14 protein-coding genes and 2 tRNA genes are annotated in these 15,049 nt (G+C 59.1%); 8 read left to right on the top strand and 8 right to left on the bottom strand.

The window, feature by feature from the left end:
* Positions 1-19: 19 nt before the first annotated feature.
* Genes rapZ through IB243_RS13360 form a run of 3 tightly spaced genes read right to left on the bottom strand, consistent with a single transcriptional unit; the run spans position 20 to position 3,452 of the window.
* The gene (rapZ, locus tag IB243_RS13370) at positions 20-883 is read right to left on the bottom strand and encodes an RNase adapter RapZ (protein WP_010461862.1); all 864 of its coding nucleotides are present in this window, start codon (positions 881-883) and stop codon (positions 20-22) included.
* On the bottom strand, positions 883-2,553 hold the full coding sequence (recN, locus tag IB243_RS13365) for a DNA repair protein RecN (RefSeq protein WP_192427640.1): 1,671 nt from the start codon (positions 2,551-2,553) through the stop codon (positions 883-885). The genes rapZ and recN overlap by 1 nt, the downstream gene beginning before the upstream one ends.
* Positions 2,554-2,555: 2 nt before the next feature.
* Positions 2,556-3,452: an NAD kinase gene (locus IB243_RS13360; RefSeq protein WP_010461860.1), complete on the bottom strand. Its 897-nt coding sequence runs from the start codon at positions 3,450-3,452 to the stop codon at positions 2,556-2,558.
* Positions 3,453-3,480: 28 nt separating this feature from the next.
* On the opposite strand from IB243_RS13360, the gene hrcA reads away from it, so the two are divergent.
* From hrcA to IB243_RS13345, 3 genes are all read left to right on the top strand, one after another.
* On the top strand, positions 3,481-4,485 hold the full coding sequence (gene hrcA, locus IB243_RS13355; protein WP_010461859.1) for a heat-inducible transcriptional repressor HrcA: 1,005 nt from the start codon (positions 3,481-3,483) through the stop codon (positions 4,483-4,485).
* A 52-nt stretch (positions 4,486-4,537) separates the two neighbouring features.
* A tRNA-Ile gene (locus tag IB243_RS13350) sits at positions 4,538-4,614 on the top strand.
* Positions 4,615-4,821: 207 nt separating this feature from the next.
* Positions 4,822-4,898 (top strand) — tRNA-Arg (locus IB243_RS13345).
* Positions 4,899-5,098: 200 nt separating this feature from the next.
* On the opposite strand, the gene IB243_RS13340 is transcribed toward IB243_RS13345, so the two are convergent.
* Positions 5,099-6,256, bottom strand: a complete 1,158-nt coding sequence (locus IB243_RS13340) for an IS30 family transposase (protein ID WP_192427638.1) — start codon at positions 6,254-6,256, stop codon at positions 5,099-5,101.
* A gap of 86 nt (positions 6,257-6,342) precedes the next feature.
* Here IB243_RS13340 and IB243_RS13335 point away from each other — a divergent pair, with 86 nt between their 5' ends.
* The 3 genes from IB243_RS13335 to greB all read left to right on the top strand — a co-directional run bounded on the left by IB243_RS13335 (position 6,343) and on the right by greB (position 8,481).
* Positions 6,343-6,759 (top strand): hypothetical protein, encoded by a 417-nt coding sequence (locus tag IB243_RS13335; protein WP_225584950.1) that lies wholly within the window; start codon positions 6,343-6,345, stop codon positions 6,757-6,759.
* A 231-nt stretch (positions 6,760-6,990) separates the two neighbouring features.
* Positions 6,991-7,467 (top strand): DUF5063 domain-containing protein, encoded by a 477-nt coding sequence (locus IB243_RS13330; protein WP_192427634.1) that lies wholly within the window; start codon positions 6,991-6,993, stop codon positions 7,465-7,467.
* Positions 7,468-7,920: 453 nt separating this feature from the next.
* Positions 7,921-8,481, top strand: a complete 561-nt coding sequence (greB, locus tag IB243_RS13325; RefSeq protein WP_192427632.1) for a transcription elongation factor GreB — start codon at positions 7,921-7,923, stop codon at positions 8,479-8,481.
* 66 nt (positions 8,482-8,547) lie between these two features.
* Here the strand turns inward: greB and IB243_RS13320 are convergent, their stop codons facing one another.
* From IB243_RS13320 to IB243_RS13305, 4 genes are all read right to left on the bottom strand, one after another.
* The gene (locus IB243_RS13320; RefSeq protein WP_029413878.1) at positions 8,548-10,827 is read right to left on the bottom strand and encodes a bifunctional (p)ppGpp synthetase/guanosine-3',5'-bis(diphosphate) 3'-pyrophosphohydrolase; all 2,280 of its coding nucleotides are present in this window, start codon (positions 10,825-10,827) and stop codon (positions 8,548-8,550) included.
* Between the two features lie 96 nt (positions 10,828-10,923).
* Positions 10,924-11,127 (bottom strand): DNA-directed RNA polymerase subunit omega, encoded by a 204-nt coding sequence (rpoZ, locus tag IB243_RS13315; protein WP_005794722.1) that lies wholly within the window; start codon positions 11,125-11,127, stop codon positions 10,924-10,926.
* Between the two features lie 16 nt (positions 11,128-11,143).
* On the bottom strand, positions 11,144-11,764 hold the full coding sequence (gene gmk, locus IB243_RS13310) for a guanylate kinase (protein ID WP_010461851.1): 621 nt from the start codon (positions 11,762-11,764) through the stop codon (positions 11,144-11,146).
* Between the two features lie 36 nt (positions 11,765-11,800).
* Positions 11,801-12,703: a YicC/YloC family endoribonuclease gene (locus IB243_RS13305; protein ID WP_057272219.1), complete on the bottom strand. Its 903-nt coding sequence runs from the start codon at positions 12,701-12,703 to the stop codon at positions 11,801-11,803.
* A 90-nt stretch (positions 12,704-12,793) separates the two neighbouring features.
* Between IB243_RS13305 and IB243_RS13300 the strand changes: the two genes are divergently transcribed.
* Entirely contained in the window at positions 12,794-13,810 is a 1,017-nt protein-coding gene (locus IB243_RS13300) for a serine/threonine-protein kinase (RefSeq protein WP_007855567.1), read from the top strand.
* Between the two features lie 82 nt (positions 13,811-13,892).
* Positions 13,893-14,795 carry a PP2C family serine/threonine-protein phosphatase gene (locus tag IB243_RS13295; RefSeq protein ID WP_010461845.1) on the top strand — a complete coding sequence of 301 codons (903 nt, stop codon included), beginning with the start codon at positions 13,893-13,895 and terminating at the stop codon, positions 14,793-14,795.
* Positions 14,796-15,049 lie beyond the last annotated feature (254 nt).

Here is a 15,049-nt window from a genome sequence, read left to right as displayed (position 1 = left end):
GGAGCAGGGGTCGTGTGCACTAACGCCCATCCAACTCGCGGTGCCTTTTTAGAGTGGTCCAGCGATTGCTCAAAACCTCGGCGAGTTGCTCTACCAAATAGACGGAGCGATGCTGGCCGCCGGTGCAACCAACGGCTACCGTCACGTAGCTGCGGTGGTTCCGATCAAGCATTTCCAGCCAGTGCGCCAGGAATTGCTCAATGTGCGCTTGCATAAGTGATACGTCCGGTTGCTGGCTGAGGAAGTGCGCAACAGGTTCGTCCAGCCCGGTCAAATCGCGCAGCGCAGGCTCATAGTGTGGATTGGGTAGCATCCGTACGTCAAAGACGTAGTCCGCATCCATCGGTATGCCACGCTTGAATGCAAAAGACTGGAATACCAAGGTCATCTGTCCCCGCGTGGTGACAAGCAAACTCTTCACATAGCTTTGGAGTTGCGACGCCCGTATTGTGCTTGTGTCGATGACATGCGACTGCTCACGCAGTTCGGCCAAGAGTTCCCGCTCCAGCTCAATAATCTGGACTAGCGCCCTACGCCCCTGCTGAAGGTCATCGTGCGACAGGGGGTGGCGTCTGCGCGTTTCTGAAAAGCGTCGAACCAGCGTATCAATGGTTGCATCCAGGAAAACCGATTGCACCGACACCCCCTGGTTTCTTAGTCGGCTCAATTCCTGCGGAACCTGATGCAGCGAGGTAGCGCTGCGAACGTCCATCGCGATGGCCACGCGGTTCGCGTGGTGGCGGTGCTCCAGCGCCACAAAAGCTGGCAGCAGTTCCGGGGGGAGGTTGTCCACGCAGTAGTACCCGGCATCTTCCAGGGCGTGCAGCGCAACGGACTTCCCTGAGCCTGACATACCCGTGATCAGGACAATTTCAAGCGCCATCAGCCATGTCCTTCCGGTGCCGCGACGGCGAGATCCAGCATCTCCCGTGCGTGCGCAAGCGTAGCGCCGGTGGACCGCTCGCCGCCTAGCATGCGCGCAATTTCTGTGACGCGGTGCTCGCCTTGCACCATCGATACCGTGCTGGTGGTACCTTTAGGGCTCTTGTGTTTGGAGACCTTCAGATGGTGATGTGCGCAGGCTGCCACTTGTGGCAGGTGGGTCACCGCGAGCACTTGGCGATCTCTGCCGAGTTGCTGCATCAGGCGCCCCACCGTTTCTGCCACCGCGCCTCCTACGCCAGAGTCCACTTCGTCAAATATGAGGGTGGGGGCCATGCCCAATTCACTGGTTGTCACCGAGATGGCCAGCGAAATGCGAGATAACTCACCGCCCGAGGCGACTTTGCCAATGGGCTTGGGCGTCATGCCAGGGTGACCCGCCACGAGAAATACCACGTCATCGATACCATGGGACGAAGGCTCCTGTGCCTTCGCAATAGATACCTCGAACTTGCCACCTTCCATGCCCATGCCCTGCATGGCTTGCGTAATGGCATTGGACAGTTTCGGCGCTGCTTTTGCACGTCTCAGGGAGAGTGCCCGTGCCGATACGTGGTAAGCCGTGGCACTGAAGGCCTCTGCAGCCTCCAGTTGTTCCAGGTCTGTAGCAGCGTCCAGCCGACGCATCTCTTCTTTCCAATTCTGGTGCAGTGCGGGCAGCTCTGCGGGCGTGCGTTTGTACCTGCGCGCCAGTGTCATCCAGAGCGAGATGCGGGTGTCGAGTTCAGCCAGGCGCTGTGGATCGATTTCGGCATGCCTCAGGTACAGCTGCAGCGAGTGGAGGACATCGCCGGCTTGTGCGAGGCTAGAGGCAAGGACGTCTGCGAGATTGGCGAACTCGGGCTCAATGTGCTCATGGCTTTGCAGGAGATCGTGCGCGCGCGTGAGCCCTGTAAGTGACCCTGTCTCTTCATCTTGAAGGGCTTGGATGGCCCCCTCGGCTCCATCCAGCAGCGCTTGCGCATGCGAGAGGCGTCTGTGCTGTGCATCGAGGTCTTCCCATTGGCCCTCCGCAGGCGCCAGCTTGTCCACCTCATTGATTTGCCACTGCAGGCGCTCACGCTCCTGTTGCAAAGTAGCTTGGGCCAGGCGCGCTTGCTCTAACGCCTTTTGGTCCGAGCGCCATTGGGTCCAGCGCACTGCAGTTTCTGCGGTGCGCACACCTGCAAATGCGTCCAGCAGACCTCGCACCGATTCTGGTTTTGTGAGGCTTTGCCATGCATGTTGGCCATGGATGTCCAGCAGGCTGTCCCCGACGGTTCGAAGCTGAGTTGCAGTGGCTGGCGTCCCGTTGATCCACGCCCGGCTTTTGCCCTGGGAGTCCACCGTACGGCGTAGAAGCAACAGCTCGTCAATGTCGAAACCCGCCTCGTCAAGCCATGGGTGCAGATGGGCAGGGCAGTCGAATTCTGCGCAAAGGTCTGCTTTATCAGCACCCTCGCGAACAACGCCCGCATCCGAGCGGGCCCCCAGCACAAGCTGAAGCGCATCAATCAGGATGGATTTTCCAGCGCCAGTTTCTCCGGTCAGCACGGTGAAACCAGAAGTTAGTTCAAGCTCCAGTGCCTGAACAATCACAAAATCACGCAGGGTAATCCGCCTGAGCGCCATGGTCAGGAGCCTCCTTCATTCCAGCGCAATTTTTTGCGCAGAGTGGCAAAGTAGTTCCACCCTTGCGGGTGAAGGAACCGTACGCAGTGCTCCGACCTTTTGACCAGAATGCGGTCGCCATGCAGCAGAGAGGCCAGCGACTGCATATCAAAATTAGCACTGACATCCCGACCGCTCACAACCTCGACAGCCACTTCGGCGGCATCCGATAGCACAATGGGGCGGTTGGAGAGCGTGTGGGGGGCGATGGGCACCAGCACCCATCCAGGAATGGAGGGGTGAAGCATAGGTCCCCCTGCAGACAAGGAGTACGCCGTTGACCCCGTTGGTGATGCAATGATGAGCCCGTCTGCACGCTGGTTGGCCACAAAGCGTCCATCAACCTCAACTCGCAACTCCACCATGCCCGAAGTCGCGCCACGGTTCACAACAACGTCGTTCATCGCAAGGGCTTCAAAGACGATGCGCTCGTCGCGCACAACTGTCGCGTGCATGAGCGGCCTCAGGTCTTCTTCGTATTCGCCTTGAAGCATGGGTGGCAGTGTGGCTTGGTACGTGTCAAAAGGAATGTCGGTGATGAAGCCTAAACGCCCCTGATTGATCCCAATCAGGGGCGTGCCAAACCGCGCCAGCCGTCGGCCTATGCCCAGCATGGTGCCGTCACCACCTACCACAAGGCCCAGGTCGCACCGGCGGCCTATCTCGTCTACATTCAGGACTGGGTATTGTGTGATTCCGGTGTTGCTTGCGGTTTCCGCTTCCAGCATCACTTCGCAACCTTCGCGTTCAAGAAAATGGGCGATGTCTTCCAGGGCGTGGCGGGAACTGTCACTGAGGGCGCCTGCCGACGAAGCTTGGTATTTGCCTATTAGTGCGACACGGCGGAAATTGGACGTCATCGCGAAATTACATCATTAAAATCATTCCATGCTCGATGACCGTGCCAAGTTGTTGCTTAAAGCGCTGGTCGAGCGCTACATCGCCGATGGACAGCCCATTGGGTCGCGGACTCTGTCGCGCGCGTCGGGGCTGGATCTATCTCCCGCCACCATTCGCAACGTCATGGCAGATCTGGAGGAGTTGGGGCTGATCGCGAGTCCCCATACTTCTGCAGGGCGCATCCCTACTGCTCGGGGCTATCGGCTATTTGTAGACACCATGCTGACAGTGCAGCGGGACCCATTGACCCCTCCGCAGCTTGCGCCCGAACAGCCGCAGAAGGTGATCGCGAACGCAGCACAGTTGTTGTCCAATCTATCGCAGTTCGTTGGTGTTGTCATGGCGCCCAGGAGGACCTCTGTGTTTCGCCACATCGAGTTCCTGAGATTGTCCGAGCGACGATTTCTGGTGATCATCGTCTCGCCGGAGGGCGACGTTCAAAACAGGGTGATCTTCACGGATGTGGACTACACCCAGTCACAACTCATTGAAGCTTCCAACTTTCTGAACGCGCACTATGCAGGGCTCGAGATGGAGCAGGTGCGTGAGCGCCTGAAATCGGAGGTGGATGTGCTGCGGGGCGAGATCGCTTCGCTCATGCAGGCTGCGGTGAACGTGGGTTCTGAGGCTCTGTCACAAGCGCAGGACGAGGTAGTGATTTCTGGTGAGCGCAACCTTCTGGCTGTGAGCGATTTTTCCAGTGACATGGGAAACCTTCGGCGTGCCTTCGATCTGTTCGAGCAGAAAACGCAGATTCTGCGGCTGCTCGATATCTCTAGCCAGGCAGAGGGAGTGCGCATCTACATTGGCGGGGAAAGCCACGTGGTGCCGTTTGAGGAGCTTTCGATCGTGAGTGCGCCGTATGAGGTCGATGGCAAGGTAGTCGGTACTTTGGGCGTGATCGGTCCTACGCGCATGCCTTATGACCGGATGATTCAGATCGTGGACATCACATCAAAACTGGTGTCCAACGCACTCAGCTATCGCAAGTAAAGCCCCCTACAATACGGCGCTTGCCCCGTTGTATAGCGCTGGAGCATGGCTTGGGGCGTTAGCTCAGTTGGTTAGAGCAGAGGACTCATAATCCTTTGGTCGTTGGTTCAAGTCCAACACGCCCTACCACCCATCATTCGAGTGGGCGATCATCACGGTCACAGCCAGTTTTCTTGTCGCAATGTGCGCCATTCCTCTTTTGGAGTCTCTGGAGTGCATTACAATCTTGGCTTGTATTGAGTTGAGCTTTTACTGAACAGGCCCATGCGGCATGGAGCTGGTAAAAAAAGTTGATTTCAAGGGTCGCCAAGAAATCATGCTATAATTCAAAGCTTAGCGGCTGTAGCTCAGCTGGATAGAGTACTTGGCTACGAACCAAGGGGTCGTGGGTTCGATTCCTGCCAGCCGCACCAATAGGTAAGCCCTGCAAGTCTTTGATTTGCAGGGCTTTTTCCTTTTCTGCTCACTGATAAGTAGTCTTGCCCCTATCCTATTTTTGGGGACTTTGCGGGGACTTTTGGGTAGAAAATGCCAAGTGGTCTTGCCTTCCCCAGTAGGGCAGTTGCGGTTGCTTCGGTCGTGAGGCCATCCCGGGCAGCAATCGGCGGCGGATTCAACCGGTCGATGCAACAGATTCGCTGAACATCTCAGCGGGCGTCTTGAAGCCAAGTGTCTTACGTGGCCTCTCGTTCAATTGTCTCGCGATCGCGTTGAGCTGTAGCTGTGAATAGCCGGAGATGTCGACGCCCTTTGGCATGTACTGTCTGAGCAGGCCGTTCGTGTTCTCGTTGCTTCCGCGTTGCCAAGGACTCTGCGGGTCGCAGAAGAAGACCTGGATGTCCGTGGCCATCGTGAATCTCTTGTGTGCGGCCATCTCCTTGCCTCGATCCCAGGTCAATGACTTGTAGAGCTCCTGGGGCAGCTTGCGCGCGTTCTTGATGAGCGCATTGACGACCGTCTCAGTGTCCTTGCCGCCAACCTTCACCAACATCACGTAACGCGTCTGGCGTTCGACCAACGTCGCAATCTGGCTGTTGCCGCTGCCAAATACCAAGTCTCCTTCCCAGTGACCAGGCACCGCTCGATCTTCGACAGAAGCCGGGCGCTCGCTTATAGAGACCGCGTCGACGATCTGCCCATGGCCCGGGGTTTTCTGCGTGTAGTGACGCGAGCGCCGCATACCGCGCGTTCGTCTCAGATGCTCCAACAGCTCCTTCTTCAAGGCGCCGCGTGCTTGAATGAATAGGCTGCGGTAGATGGTCTCGTGTGACACGTGAAGGCGCCCGTCGTGCGGATAGGCCCGCTTTAGCCAGCCCGCGATTTGCTCCGGTGACCAGAATATTCGCAGCTTACCCGCGACGATTCGGGCCAGCTCGCGATTCTCCTTGAGCTTGCAGATCTTTGGCCGAAGGGCTCGATTCCATGCGTCGCTGTCGGCCTGGGTGGCGCGATAGCACTCTTGACCGCCATTGCGCTTCAACTCGCGACTGACGGTCGATGGTGCTCTGCCCAGCCGCGCAGCGATTGAGCGGATCGACGCGCCAGCCACGACGGCGCGTGATATTTCTTCTCTCTCGATCAACGTCAATGACGTCGCAGAACGACGTCTTTCTGGAGGCCTAATGCCACCTGTCTTCACCAAGATGTTTTGGATCGAGGTGTGTGGCCGGTCAAACAGCTGGCCTATCTGGTGCAGCGTCCAGCCTTCCTTCCAGCGGTCCCACATCAGCGCCTTATGGCTGTCGGTGTAGTAGTTTCGTGTCCGGTACATTTGCAACACTCCGTCTGCTTACGCAGTTATCAGTGTGTTGCATCGACCGGTTGAATCCGCCGCCATAACCGGACAATCTAGATCGAATGGACCACTCGTCATTGCCGCCGCTATCACAGGATGTGATTCAGAGATTCGATACCGAAGTGTCGTGGTACATCGGCCACGTGCGATCTCTCGCTATGACGCCGGAAGAGTGTTGCGCCGATCAGGGCAACTATTTTGTCGCAGGCGAGCTGTTCCACTTCCTGCTCCAGCCAACATCTCTGCTGACAGATCCTTCCATGCCTCTTTCGGCGGAGCAAAAAACCGCTATCGAAGTGCTACGGCAAAGTGTCCGATCGGTGCCTTTGGAGGCTCGAAGCGGTGGACCAAATGCTGCGGCGTCGCTCAAGGACATGCAGCACCCCTCGTGGGAGGTTCCTCGACAAAGCGCTGCCAACGTGCTCACTGTTTTGGCGCCACTGCTGGAAGCTCGGGCAGCATGGGGCACCGTTCCTTAGCTGCACAAAGTTTGCTATCGCTAATTCGCAAGATTGCTTGATGACCGCTTTGGAGAAGAGCGAACGACCGAGTTGGGCCCAAAGGCGACTGTGGGCATCGCATCCCAAAGCCGTCGTTGATTCAAAACCCGCCTAAGCGCAGCTTCTTTTCGGGCAAACTTTGTACAAATTTCCCCGAATCGGGCGGTACTTTTCGCAGCCGCCGGTAGATGCGTAACGTGAGGCCTTCACATGTCAAATCAGGTGCGACAGTTCGCGGACGCTGCAGAGGAATTCTGCTCTTGGGCGGAAGCAAACCCGGAGGACCAAAGGAACCAGGTCCTTACTGCTTTACAGCATCTGTCGAATCTCTATCGACTCGCACTAGCCTTACCAGAATTGTTCGGCGAGCAGGACCCGCGCGATATTTCGCATGAGGAATGGAAGCAGGTCTTTGTCCGCTTCGGCTCGTTGCCATTCAACTACTATTCTCAATCTGTTCCACAGGAAGTGCCTGGGGAATCGTCGCTCGCCGATCTAGCGGATGATCTTGCTGACATATGGCGTGATTTGAAGAGTGGGCTCTTGTTGTTCCAATCCGGGTATGCTGAAGCAGCCTGCCGGAAATGGCGAGGAAGCTTCTGGAGCCATTGGGGTGAACATGCAAGTGGGGCACTTTATGCCTTGCATAGCTGGCACAGTCGGCAAGAAGGCGCAGCCATTCCGTGACCATTTCCGGTTTGCCCAAGGCCAGGGTGATTAGTCAAGCCGACGCGACAAGCTTCGCTTGCGAGTGCAGTACGGGCTACACAACCGGGTGCGGCTAACGTCGCTGCTGAGCGTCCGCTTTCATTTGAGGTGACCGGCCGCTCCTGGCCGATTGCTGCCGGCGGCAGATAAGGGTGAGGATACCTCCACCTTTCATCTGGTTCTTGTGCCTGCTTTGGTGGGTAATTTTGGGGGATTTGTTGGTCAGTGCTGTACACAACAGTACGGATTGAGTCGGAACGGACGGCAATCGGTTGTGTAGAATCAATGACTTGCAGGCGGCAAGCGAACTACGAACCAAGGGGTCGTGGGTTCGATTCCTGCCAGCCGCACCAATGTTTAAAGCCTGCAATCGCAAGATTGCAGGCTTTTTCATTTGTCCAAGCGCTTTGCGCTTGTCGGGGAGATCTGGCGATGAGCAAGGCTTTTACCAAAGAGGCAGATGGCGGTGACGACGACGAGTTGGCACTACCCCCATTGCCTGCGGGCGGCAAAAACTACATCACCCCTGCGGGCTATGCGCGCCTGCGGGATGAGCTGTTTGATTTGATTGACAACGAGCGGCCCAAGATGGTGGATGTTGTGCATTGGGCTGCCAGCAACGGTGATCGGTCTGAAAATGGCGATTACCTGTATGGCAAGAAGCGCCTGCGCGAGATCGACCGCCGCATACGGTTCTTGACCAAACGGCTGGAGATTGCCGAAGTCGTAGACCCCAGTCTGCATGCGGGAAGTGATCAGGTGTTTTTTGGGGCTACCGTGACTTATCGGGATGATGAGGATGTGGAGCGCACGATCACCATCATGGGAATTGATGAGGCAGACAGCCGAGAATCGCAGGTGAGTTGGATTTCACCGGTCGCCCGCGCACTGTTGAAAGCTCGTGTGGGTGATGAGGTGCAACTGCCAACCCCGGGCGGCGCTCGCAATCTGGAAGTGATGGAAGTGCGGTACCCGCAGCCGCGCATAGCGTAGCAGCCACCCTCGGGCGGGGGCGATGCGCTATGAAACAGGCGCTGCTTTCCTTGCGGTAAGCGCCTGTCAGGCCTGTGGCGTGATTCTGGCGACGCGGATGACTGCCTGAGTGCGGCGCAGATTTTTTAGTGCCAGTTCAAGGTGGGCCTGATCACGCACGGCCACGATAAAGCGCAGATCGGTGGTGTCCAGTGCGGCTTCGTCATCCATGTCAACGTGGGTGATGTCAGCCTCTGAATTGGCCAGCTCCGCAGCCACTCGGGCCAACACCCCCTTGCCATTGGTCACGGTGACAACAACACCGGTCTCGAACATGCGCGTGGGCTCGTCAGACCAGTCCACGGCGATGAAACGCTCGCTGTCCTTGTGCTGGAGGCGCTTTGCCACTGTGCAGTGCACGTTGTGCACCACCAGCCCCTCTCCCCGTCCGAGGTAGCCCACAATACTGTCGCCGGGCACCGGGCGGCAGCATGATGCGTACTGTACCGATGCGTTCTCGCTGCCGTCCAGGGTGACTGCTCCTTGGGACAGCGTTTCATGGGACGTATAGCGCTCCCGCGTCATGAGCAGTGCATCAGGGCGATGGCCATGTTCGGACATCAGCACCATGAGCCGCTTGGCCACGATGCTGGCGATCCGCTTGCCCAGGCCCAGGTCCGTCATCAGCTCGCTGCGGGTGCGGTTCCCTGTAAAACGCAGCAGCTTGTCCCACATGGGTTGGGTCTCTGCATCCAGGGGGGGCAACTGCTCCAGGCCTTCCGCTCGGATGGCCTGGGTCAGCAGTTTTTCACCCAGTCCTTCAGATTCAGTCTGCGCCAAGGTCTTCAGGTAGTGCCGGATCTTGGAGCGCGCGCGGCCTGTGCGCACAAAACCCAACCAGGCCGGGTTGGGGGTGGACACGGGGGCCGTGATGATTTCCACGACGTCGCCATTCTTGAGTTCAGTGCGCAGGGGCACCTGCTCGTTGTTGATCTTGGCCGCCGTGGTGCGGTCGCCGACGTTGCTGTGGATGGCGTAAGCAAAGTCCACCACAGTAGCCCCGCGAGGGAGCGCCATGATCTGGCTCTTGGGGGTGAAGACATAGACCGCATCCGGGAAAAGGTCCACCTTCACATGGTCCCAAAACTCTGCAGCATCGCGGGTCTCGTTCTGGATGTCGAGCAGGGACTGCAGCCACTTGGTCCCCAGCCGTTCGGCCGAAGTGCCATCGCCGTCCTGTGCTTTGTACAACCAGTGTGCTGCCACACCGGCCTCGGCAATGACGTGCATCTCGTCCGTGCGCATCTGGAATTCAATGTTCACACCGGAGGGCCCCACCAAGGTGGTGTGCAAGGATTGGTAGCCATTGAGCTTGGCGATGGCGATGTGGTCCTTGAACTTGCCAGGAACCGGTTTGTACATCTGATGGAGCACGCCCATGGCGGTGTAGCAGTCCGTGACCGTTGGCACGATCACCCGAAAACCGTAGATGTCCGTGACCTGGGCAAAACTCAGGTGCTTGAGATCCATCTTTTGGTAGATGGCGTACAAAGTCTTTTCGCGGCCTGCGAGGCGCACCTTCATGCCAATCTTTGAGAAGGCGGCATCCACTTCGGTTTGCACCTTCTGCACCAGGTCGCGCCTGCGGTTGCGAGACTTGTTGACAGCCTTGGAGAGGGTGGCATAGCGCCAGGGGTGCAGGTGACGGAAGGCCAGGTCCTGCAATTCCCGGTAAGTCTGGTTGAGGCCCAGGCGGTGGGCGATGGGCGCGTAGATTTCCAGCGTCTCCGAGGAGATGCGGCCCCACTTGCTACGTGGCATGTCCGACAGCGTGCGCATGTTGTGTGTGCGGTCCGCCAGCTTGATGAGAATCACGCGCACATCGCGTGCCATGGCCAGCAGCATCTTGCGGAAAGACTCGGCCTGGTTCTCTTCGCGGGTGTTGAACTGCAGCTTGTCCAGCTTGGTCAGCCCGTCCACCAGTTCGGCTACGGGGGCCCCAAAGCGGTCGATCAGGTCGGCCTTGGTGACGCCACAGTCTTCCATGGCATCGTGCAGCAGTGCTGCCATGAGCGCCTGGGCGTCGAGCTTCCAGGTGGCGCATTGCGCTGCTACGGCAATGGGGTGCGTGATGTAGGGCTCGCCGCTGTTGCGCAACTGGCCCAGATGGGCCTCATCAGCGAAACGGTAGGCTTGGCGCACCTGTTCTATGCTGATCGCGTCCAGGTAGTCGAGACTATCTGTCAGCGCAGCAAAGCTGGCCGCCGCCGCATTGGCGGCCGCTGCGGCTGCTGACAAGGTTCCCGCCGTCGGCACTTCACCGGGTCGGGCTTGCGTTGCAGAAGGTGAGTTGAGCACCGCGTTCATGCCTTAAATGTAGCGCGGGAGCGCATCAGACGACTTCGGGGCAAAAAAAAGCACCGCTGTCGCGGTGCTCTTTGCGGGCTTCGCCCAGGAAAAAATTCAACCAGGAACCTTCTTGAGCATTTCCAGGCCGACCTTGCCTTCGGCGATCTCGCGCAGGGCGGTCACGGCGGGCTTGTTGCGGCTTTCGATGCGGGGGGCATGGCCCTGGCTCAGCATGCGGGCACGGTACGTGGCGGCCAACACGAGCTGGAAGCGGTTGGGGATCTTTTCCAGACAGTCTTCTACAGTGATGCGTGCCATCGTTTTACTCCGGGATTCAGGTGATATTGAGCGACTGGAAGGTGTCAGCACGGGCGCGGCGCTGGGCGGCGTACTTGAGTCGCTGGGCGTGAACTACGGCTTTCAGGTCGAAAAGCGCGCGCTCAAACAACTCATTGATTATAACGAAGTCGAATTTGCTCACCTGCGCCATCTCTGTAGCCGCGTTCTTGAGGCGGACTTCGATCACTTCCGGGGAGTCTTCGCCCCGGCGTTCCAGGCGCGAGCGTAGCTCTTCCCAGCTCGGCGGGAGAATGAAGACCAGAAGGGCATTCGCAAAGGCCTCCTTGATCTGCAATGCGCCCTGGAAGTCGATTTCCAGGATCACATCCGAGCCCTGGGCGATGCGCTCCTCAATGGCTTTTTTGGAGGTTCCGTAGCGGTTCCCGTGGACGTGTGCCCACTCCACGAAGGCATTGCCCTCCACCATGGCGTCAAATTCGGACTGCGATGCAAAGTAGTAGTCGCGGCCATGCTTTTCCTGACCACGTGGCGCGCGGGTGGTGTGGGAGATCGACAGGTGGACATGGGAGTCCAACTCCAGCAAGGCTTTGACCAAGCTGGATTTTCCGGCACCACTGGGGGCCGCAACTACGATGAGATTTCCGGGATAGTCCATAGTTGATGTGCGCTAGGCGCTATCAAAAAATGAGTATTACTCGATATTTTGCACTTGCTCGCGCATCTGTTCGATCAGCACTTTCATGTCCACGCTGATGCGGGTCAGGTCGAGTGCGGCAGATTTGGAGCCCAGCGTATTGGCTTCGCGGTGCAGTTCCTGGATCAGGAAATCCAGGCGCTTGCCCACTTCGCCGCCCTTCTTGAGCAGGCGTTCGATCTCATCCAGGTGGGAGTCCAGCCGGGTGATCTCCTCGGCCACATCAATGCGGATGGCAAACGCCGTGGCTTCGGTCAGCGCGCGGTCGCGGGCGGCCTCGGGCAGGGTGGCACCGTCGGTCAGCGCCATGGCTTCCTTCCAGCGCTCCATGAAGCGCAGCCGCTGCTGCTCGACCAGCAGGGGAACCATGGGGACAGCCTGCTCTGCCAGGGCGCGCAATTGCTTGACCCTGTCCAGCAGCATGGCAGCCAGGCGCTTCCCCTCTCTTTCACGGGAGGCCATCAGGGCTGTCAGGGCTTCTTCCGCTAAAGCAGGCACGGCTTCGCTCCAGTCTTCAGAGCCCGATGGCGCATTGGCGCAAAGGCGCAGGGCGTCGGCCACCGTGAGGGGCGCCGCCGTCGGCAGCCAAGCCTTGACGGAATCCTGCAAAGAGTTGAGCCGCTGCAGCAGCCGCGCTGGCGGGTCTTGCAAGGTGTTGCTGTCCTCGTTCTCCAGGGCAGCGCGGACTTCGACTTTGCCGCGCTTGAGGCGGGCCGTCAGCAGGCTGCGCAGTGCGGGCTCCATGGCACGCAGTTCATCGGGGAGGCGGAACGAAAGGTCCAGGAAGCGGCTGTTGACCGAGCGGATTTCCAGCCCCAGCCGGCGCGACTGGGGCGCGCGGGCGTCGGTTTCAGCGCCAGTGGCAGATGCGCCATGCTGTGCGCTGGCGTATCCGGTCATGCTGTAAACTGGCATTGGACTTTTTGATGGTTGCTTGCGATCCGGCGATTATCCGGGTTCCGCTCCACCCCCGAGTCATCTTCGCAAAATATGTCAAAAATCAAGCCGGCTCCTCTGCCGCCCGATACCGCAATAGGCGGCTACCGCGTGGTGCGCCGGTTGTCTTCTGGCGGCTTTGGTGTGGTCTATCTGGCCCTCGATACCGAGGGGCAGCAGGTCGCCATCAAGGAATACCTTCCCTCTTCGCTTGCCACGCGTGCGCCCGGCGAGTTGTTGCCCAAGGTGCAGTCTGAAAAGCTGTCGCTTTATCGGCTGGGCCTCAAGAGCTTCTTTGAAGAAGGTCGCGCGCTTGCGCAGATTTCGCACGCCTCCGTGGTGAGCGTGCTCAACTTCTTCCGTGAGAACGAAACCGTCTACATGGTGATGAACTATCTGGAGGGCGCCACCCTGCAGGACTTCATCATCACCGCACGTGATCTCAAGACGCAGAAGGTGTTCCGCGAATCCACCATTCGCTCGCTTTTTGACGAAGTGCTGCGCGGCCTGCGCATCGTGCACCAGCACAAGATGCTGCACCTCGACATCAAGCCGGCCAACATCTTCATCACCGACGACAACAAGGCCGTGATGATCGACTTTGGCGCGGCGCGCGAGGTTCTTTCCAAGGAAGGCAACTTCATCCGCCCCATGTACACCCCCGGCTTTGCCGCGCCCGAGATGTACCGCCGCGATTCGTCCATGGGCCCCTGGACCGACATCTACGCCATTGGTGCCTGCATCTATGCCTGCATGCAGGGCTTTCCGCCCAACGAGGCGCCCCAGCGCATCGAGAAAGACCGCTTGTCGCTGGCGCTGACCAAGCTGCGCGGCGTTTACTCCGACAACCTCATCGAGGTGGTGGAGTGGTGCATGGCACTTGATCCGCTGTCGCGCCCCCAATCCGTGTTCGCCCTGCAAAAGGAGCTGAGCCGCGAGGGCGAGCGCCGCTACACCAAGCTCACGGTGGCCGAGAAGATGCGCCTGCAGCTTGACACCTTGGTGTCCGACACCAAGAAAAATGTGCAAAAGGTGGGTGAAGCCACCGGTATCGGGGCCAAGCCCAAATGAACACGGCTCACGCAAAGCGGGTTCGGGCAAGGCACATGTTCATTGACGATGCCTTGGTGCATCCTTGCCTGCGTGGGTCCCTATGAAGTTCTCGGTATTCCAGATCAGCCGCCGCGGTGGCCGCGAGAAGAACGAAGACCGCATGGGCTATTGCTACACGCGCGAATCGTGCCTGTTTGTGCTGGCCGACGGCATGGGGGGGCACCCCGAAGGTGAGGTGGCTGCGCAGATTGCGCTGCAGACCATCTCGGCGCTGTTCCAGCGCCAGGCCAAGCCCCAGCTCAAGGATGTGCAGGAATTTCTGTCGGGCGCGCTGCTGGCGGCGCACCACCAGATCCTGCGCTATGCCACTGACAAGGGCATGCTCGACACCCCCCGTACCACGCTGGTGGCAGCGGTGCTGCAGGCTGGCACCGCCACCTGGATTCATTGCGGCGATTCGCGCCTGTACATGGTGCGCGATGGTGATTTGCTGACCCGCACACGCGACCACTCCTATATGGAGCTGCGTAACTCCCCGCCGCCGGGCCTGGAGCGCATCAACCGCAATGTGCTGTTCACCTGCCTGGGCTCGCCCACCAAACCTATTTACGACATCACCGGCCCCGTGTACCTGGAGCAGGGTGACCGCATCCTGCTGTGTTCGGATGGCCTGTGGGGTACGCTTAGCGATGAAGACATCGCCAAGCAACTGGCCCGCAACACGGTCTCGCACGCGGTGCCTGAACTGGTGGAAGATGCCCTGCGCAAGGCGGGTGACAGCAGCGACAACGTCACGGTGATTGCCATGGAGTGGGAGACGCCCGATGCGTTCGAGTCCACGCAAGGCGTCTCGACCGACAGCATCAGCGACGACGTGTTTGCGTCCACCATCCAGGCCGGGCCACTCGATGGCCTCGTGGACGACCTGGACGACGCCGCCATCGAGCGGTCCATCGCCGAGATCAACGAAGCGATTCGACGCTCAGCAGCCCGAAAGGCATGACAACCCCCTGAGCTGCTTCGCGTCTTCCGCCTTCGTCCGAATTGCGGTGCAATTCGGGATAGAGACACAGCCAGCGCTCGTACGGCTGATATGGGCGGTCCTTGGGTGGCGGTCCTGGTTTGGGCAACGCATGTTGTACGGGCCTCGGGCAGAGAGCCTGCGAGATGGGCCACCAGTGCCGCGGCCCATTGCAGATGTATCGAACTGACGGACTGGCTTGTTGGCATGCGCCCTGGGCCGTGCGGGAGGCCCGC

It is taken from the genome of Acidovorax sp. ACV01 (assembly GCF_014851495.1).
Classification (GTDB): Bacteria; Pseudomonadota; Gammaproteobacteria; order Burkholderiales; family Burkholderiaceae_C; genus Acidovorax; species Acidovorax radicis.
This window is presented reverse-complemented; position numbering and strand designations above follow the sequence as displayed.

Bases quoted from the DNA above. Each gene is read 5' to 3' on its own strand.
- rapZ (WP_010461862.1), bottom strand. From the start codon at position 883: ATGGCGCTTGAAATTGTCCTGATCACGGGTATGTCAGGCTCAGGGAAG.
- recN (WP_192427640.1), bottom strand. From the start codon at position 2,553: ATGGCGCTCAGGCGGATTACCCTGCGTGATTTTGTGATTGTTCAGGCA.
- IB243_RS13360 (WP_010461860.1), bottom strand. From the start codon at position 3,452: ATGACGTCCAATTTCCGCCGTGTCGCACTAATAGGCAAATACCAAGCT.
- hrcA (WP_010461859.1), top strand. From the start codon at position 3,481: ATGCTCGATGACCGTGCCAAGTTGTTGCTTAAAGCGCTGGTCGAGCGC.
- IB243_RS13340 (WP_192427638.1), bottom strand. From the start codon at position 6,256: ATGTACCGGACACGAAACTACTACACCGACAGCCATAAGGCGCTGATG.
- IB243_RS13335 (WP_225584950.1), top strand. From the start codon at position 6,343: ATGGACCACTCGTCATTGCCGCCGCTATCACAGGATGTGATTCAGAGA.
- IB243_RS13330 (WP_192427634.1), top strand. From the start codon at position 6,991: ATGTCAAATCAGGTGCGACAGTTCGCGGACGCTGCAGAGGAATTCTGC.
- greB (WP_192427632.1), top strand. From the start codon at position 7,921: ATGAGCAAGGCTTTTACCAAAGAGGCAGATGGCGGTGACGACGACGAG.
- IB243_RS13320 (WP_029413878.1), bottom strand. From the start codon at position 10,827: ATGAACGCGGTGCTCAACTCACCTTCTGCAACGCAAGCCCGACCCGGT.
- rpoZ (WP_005794722.1), bottom strand. From the start codon at position 11,127: ATGGCACGCATCACTGTAGAAGACTGTCTGGAAAAGATCCCCAACCGC.
- gmk (WP_010461851.1), bottom strand. From the start codon at position 11,764: ATGGACTATCCCGGAAATCTCATCGTAGTTGCGGCCCCCAGTGGTGCC.
- IB243_RS13305 (WP_057272219.1), bottom strand. From the start codon at position 12,703: ATGACCGGATACGCCAGCGCACAGCATGGCGCATCTGCCACTGGCGCT.
- IB243_RS13300 (WP_007855567.1), top strand. From the start codon at position 12,794: ATGTCAAAAATCAAGCCGGCTCCTCTGCCGCCCGATACCGCAATAGGC.
- IB243_RS13295 (WP_010461845.1), top strand. From the start codon at position 13,893: ATGAAGTTCTCGGTATTCCAGATCAGCCGCCGCGGTGGCCGCGAGAAG.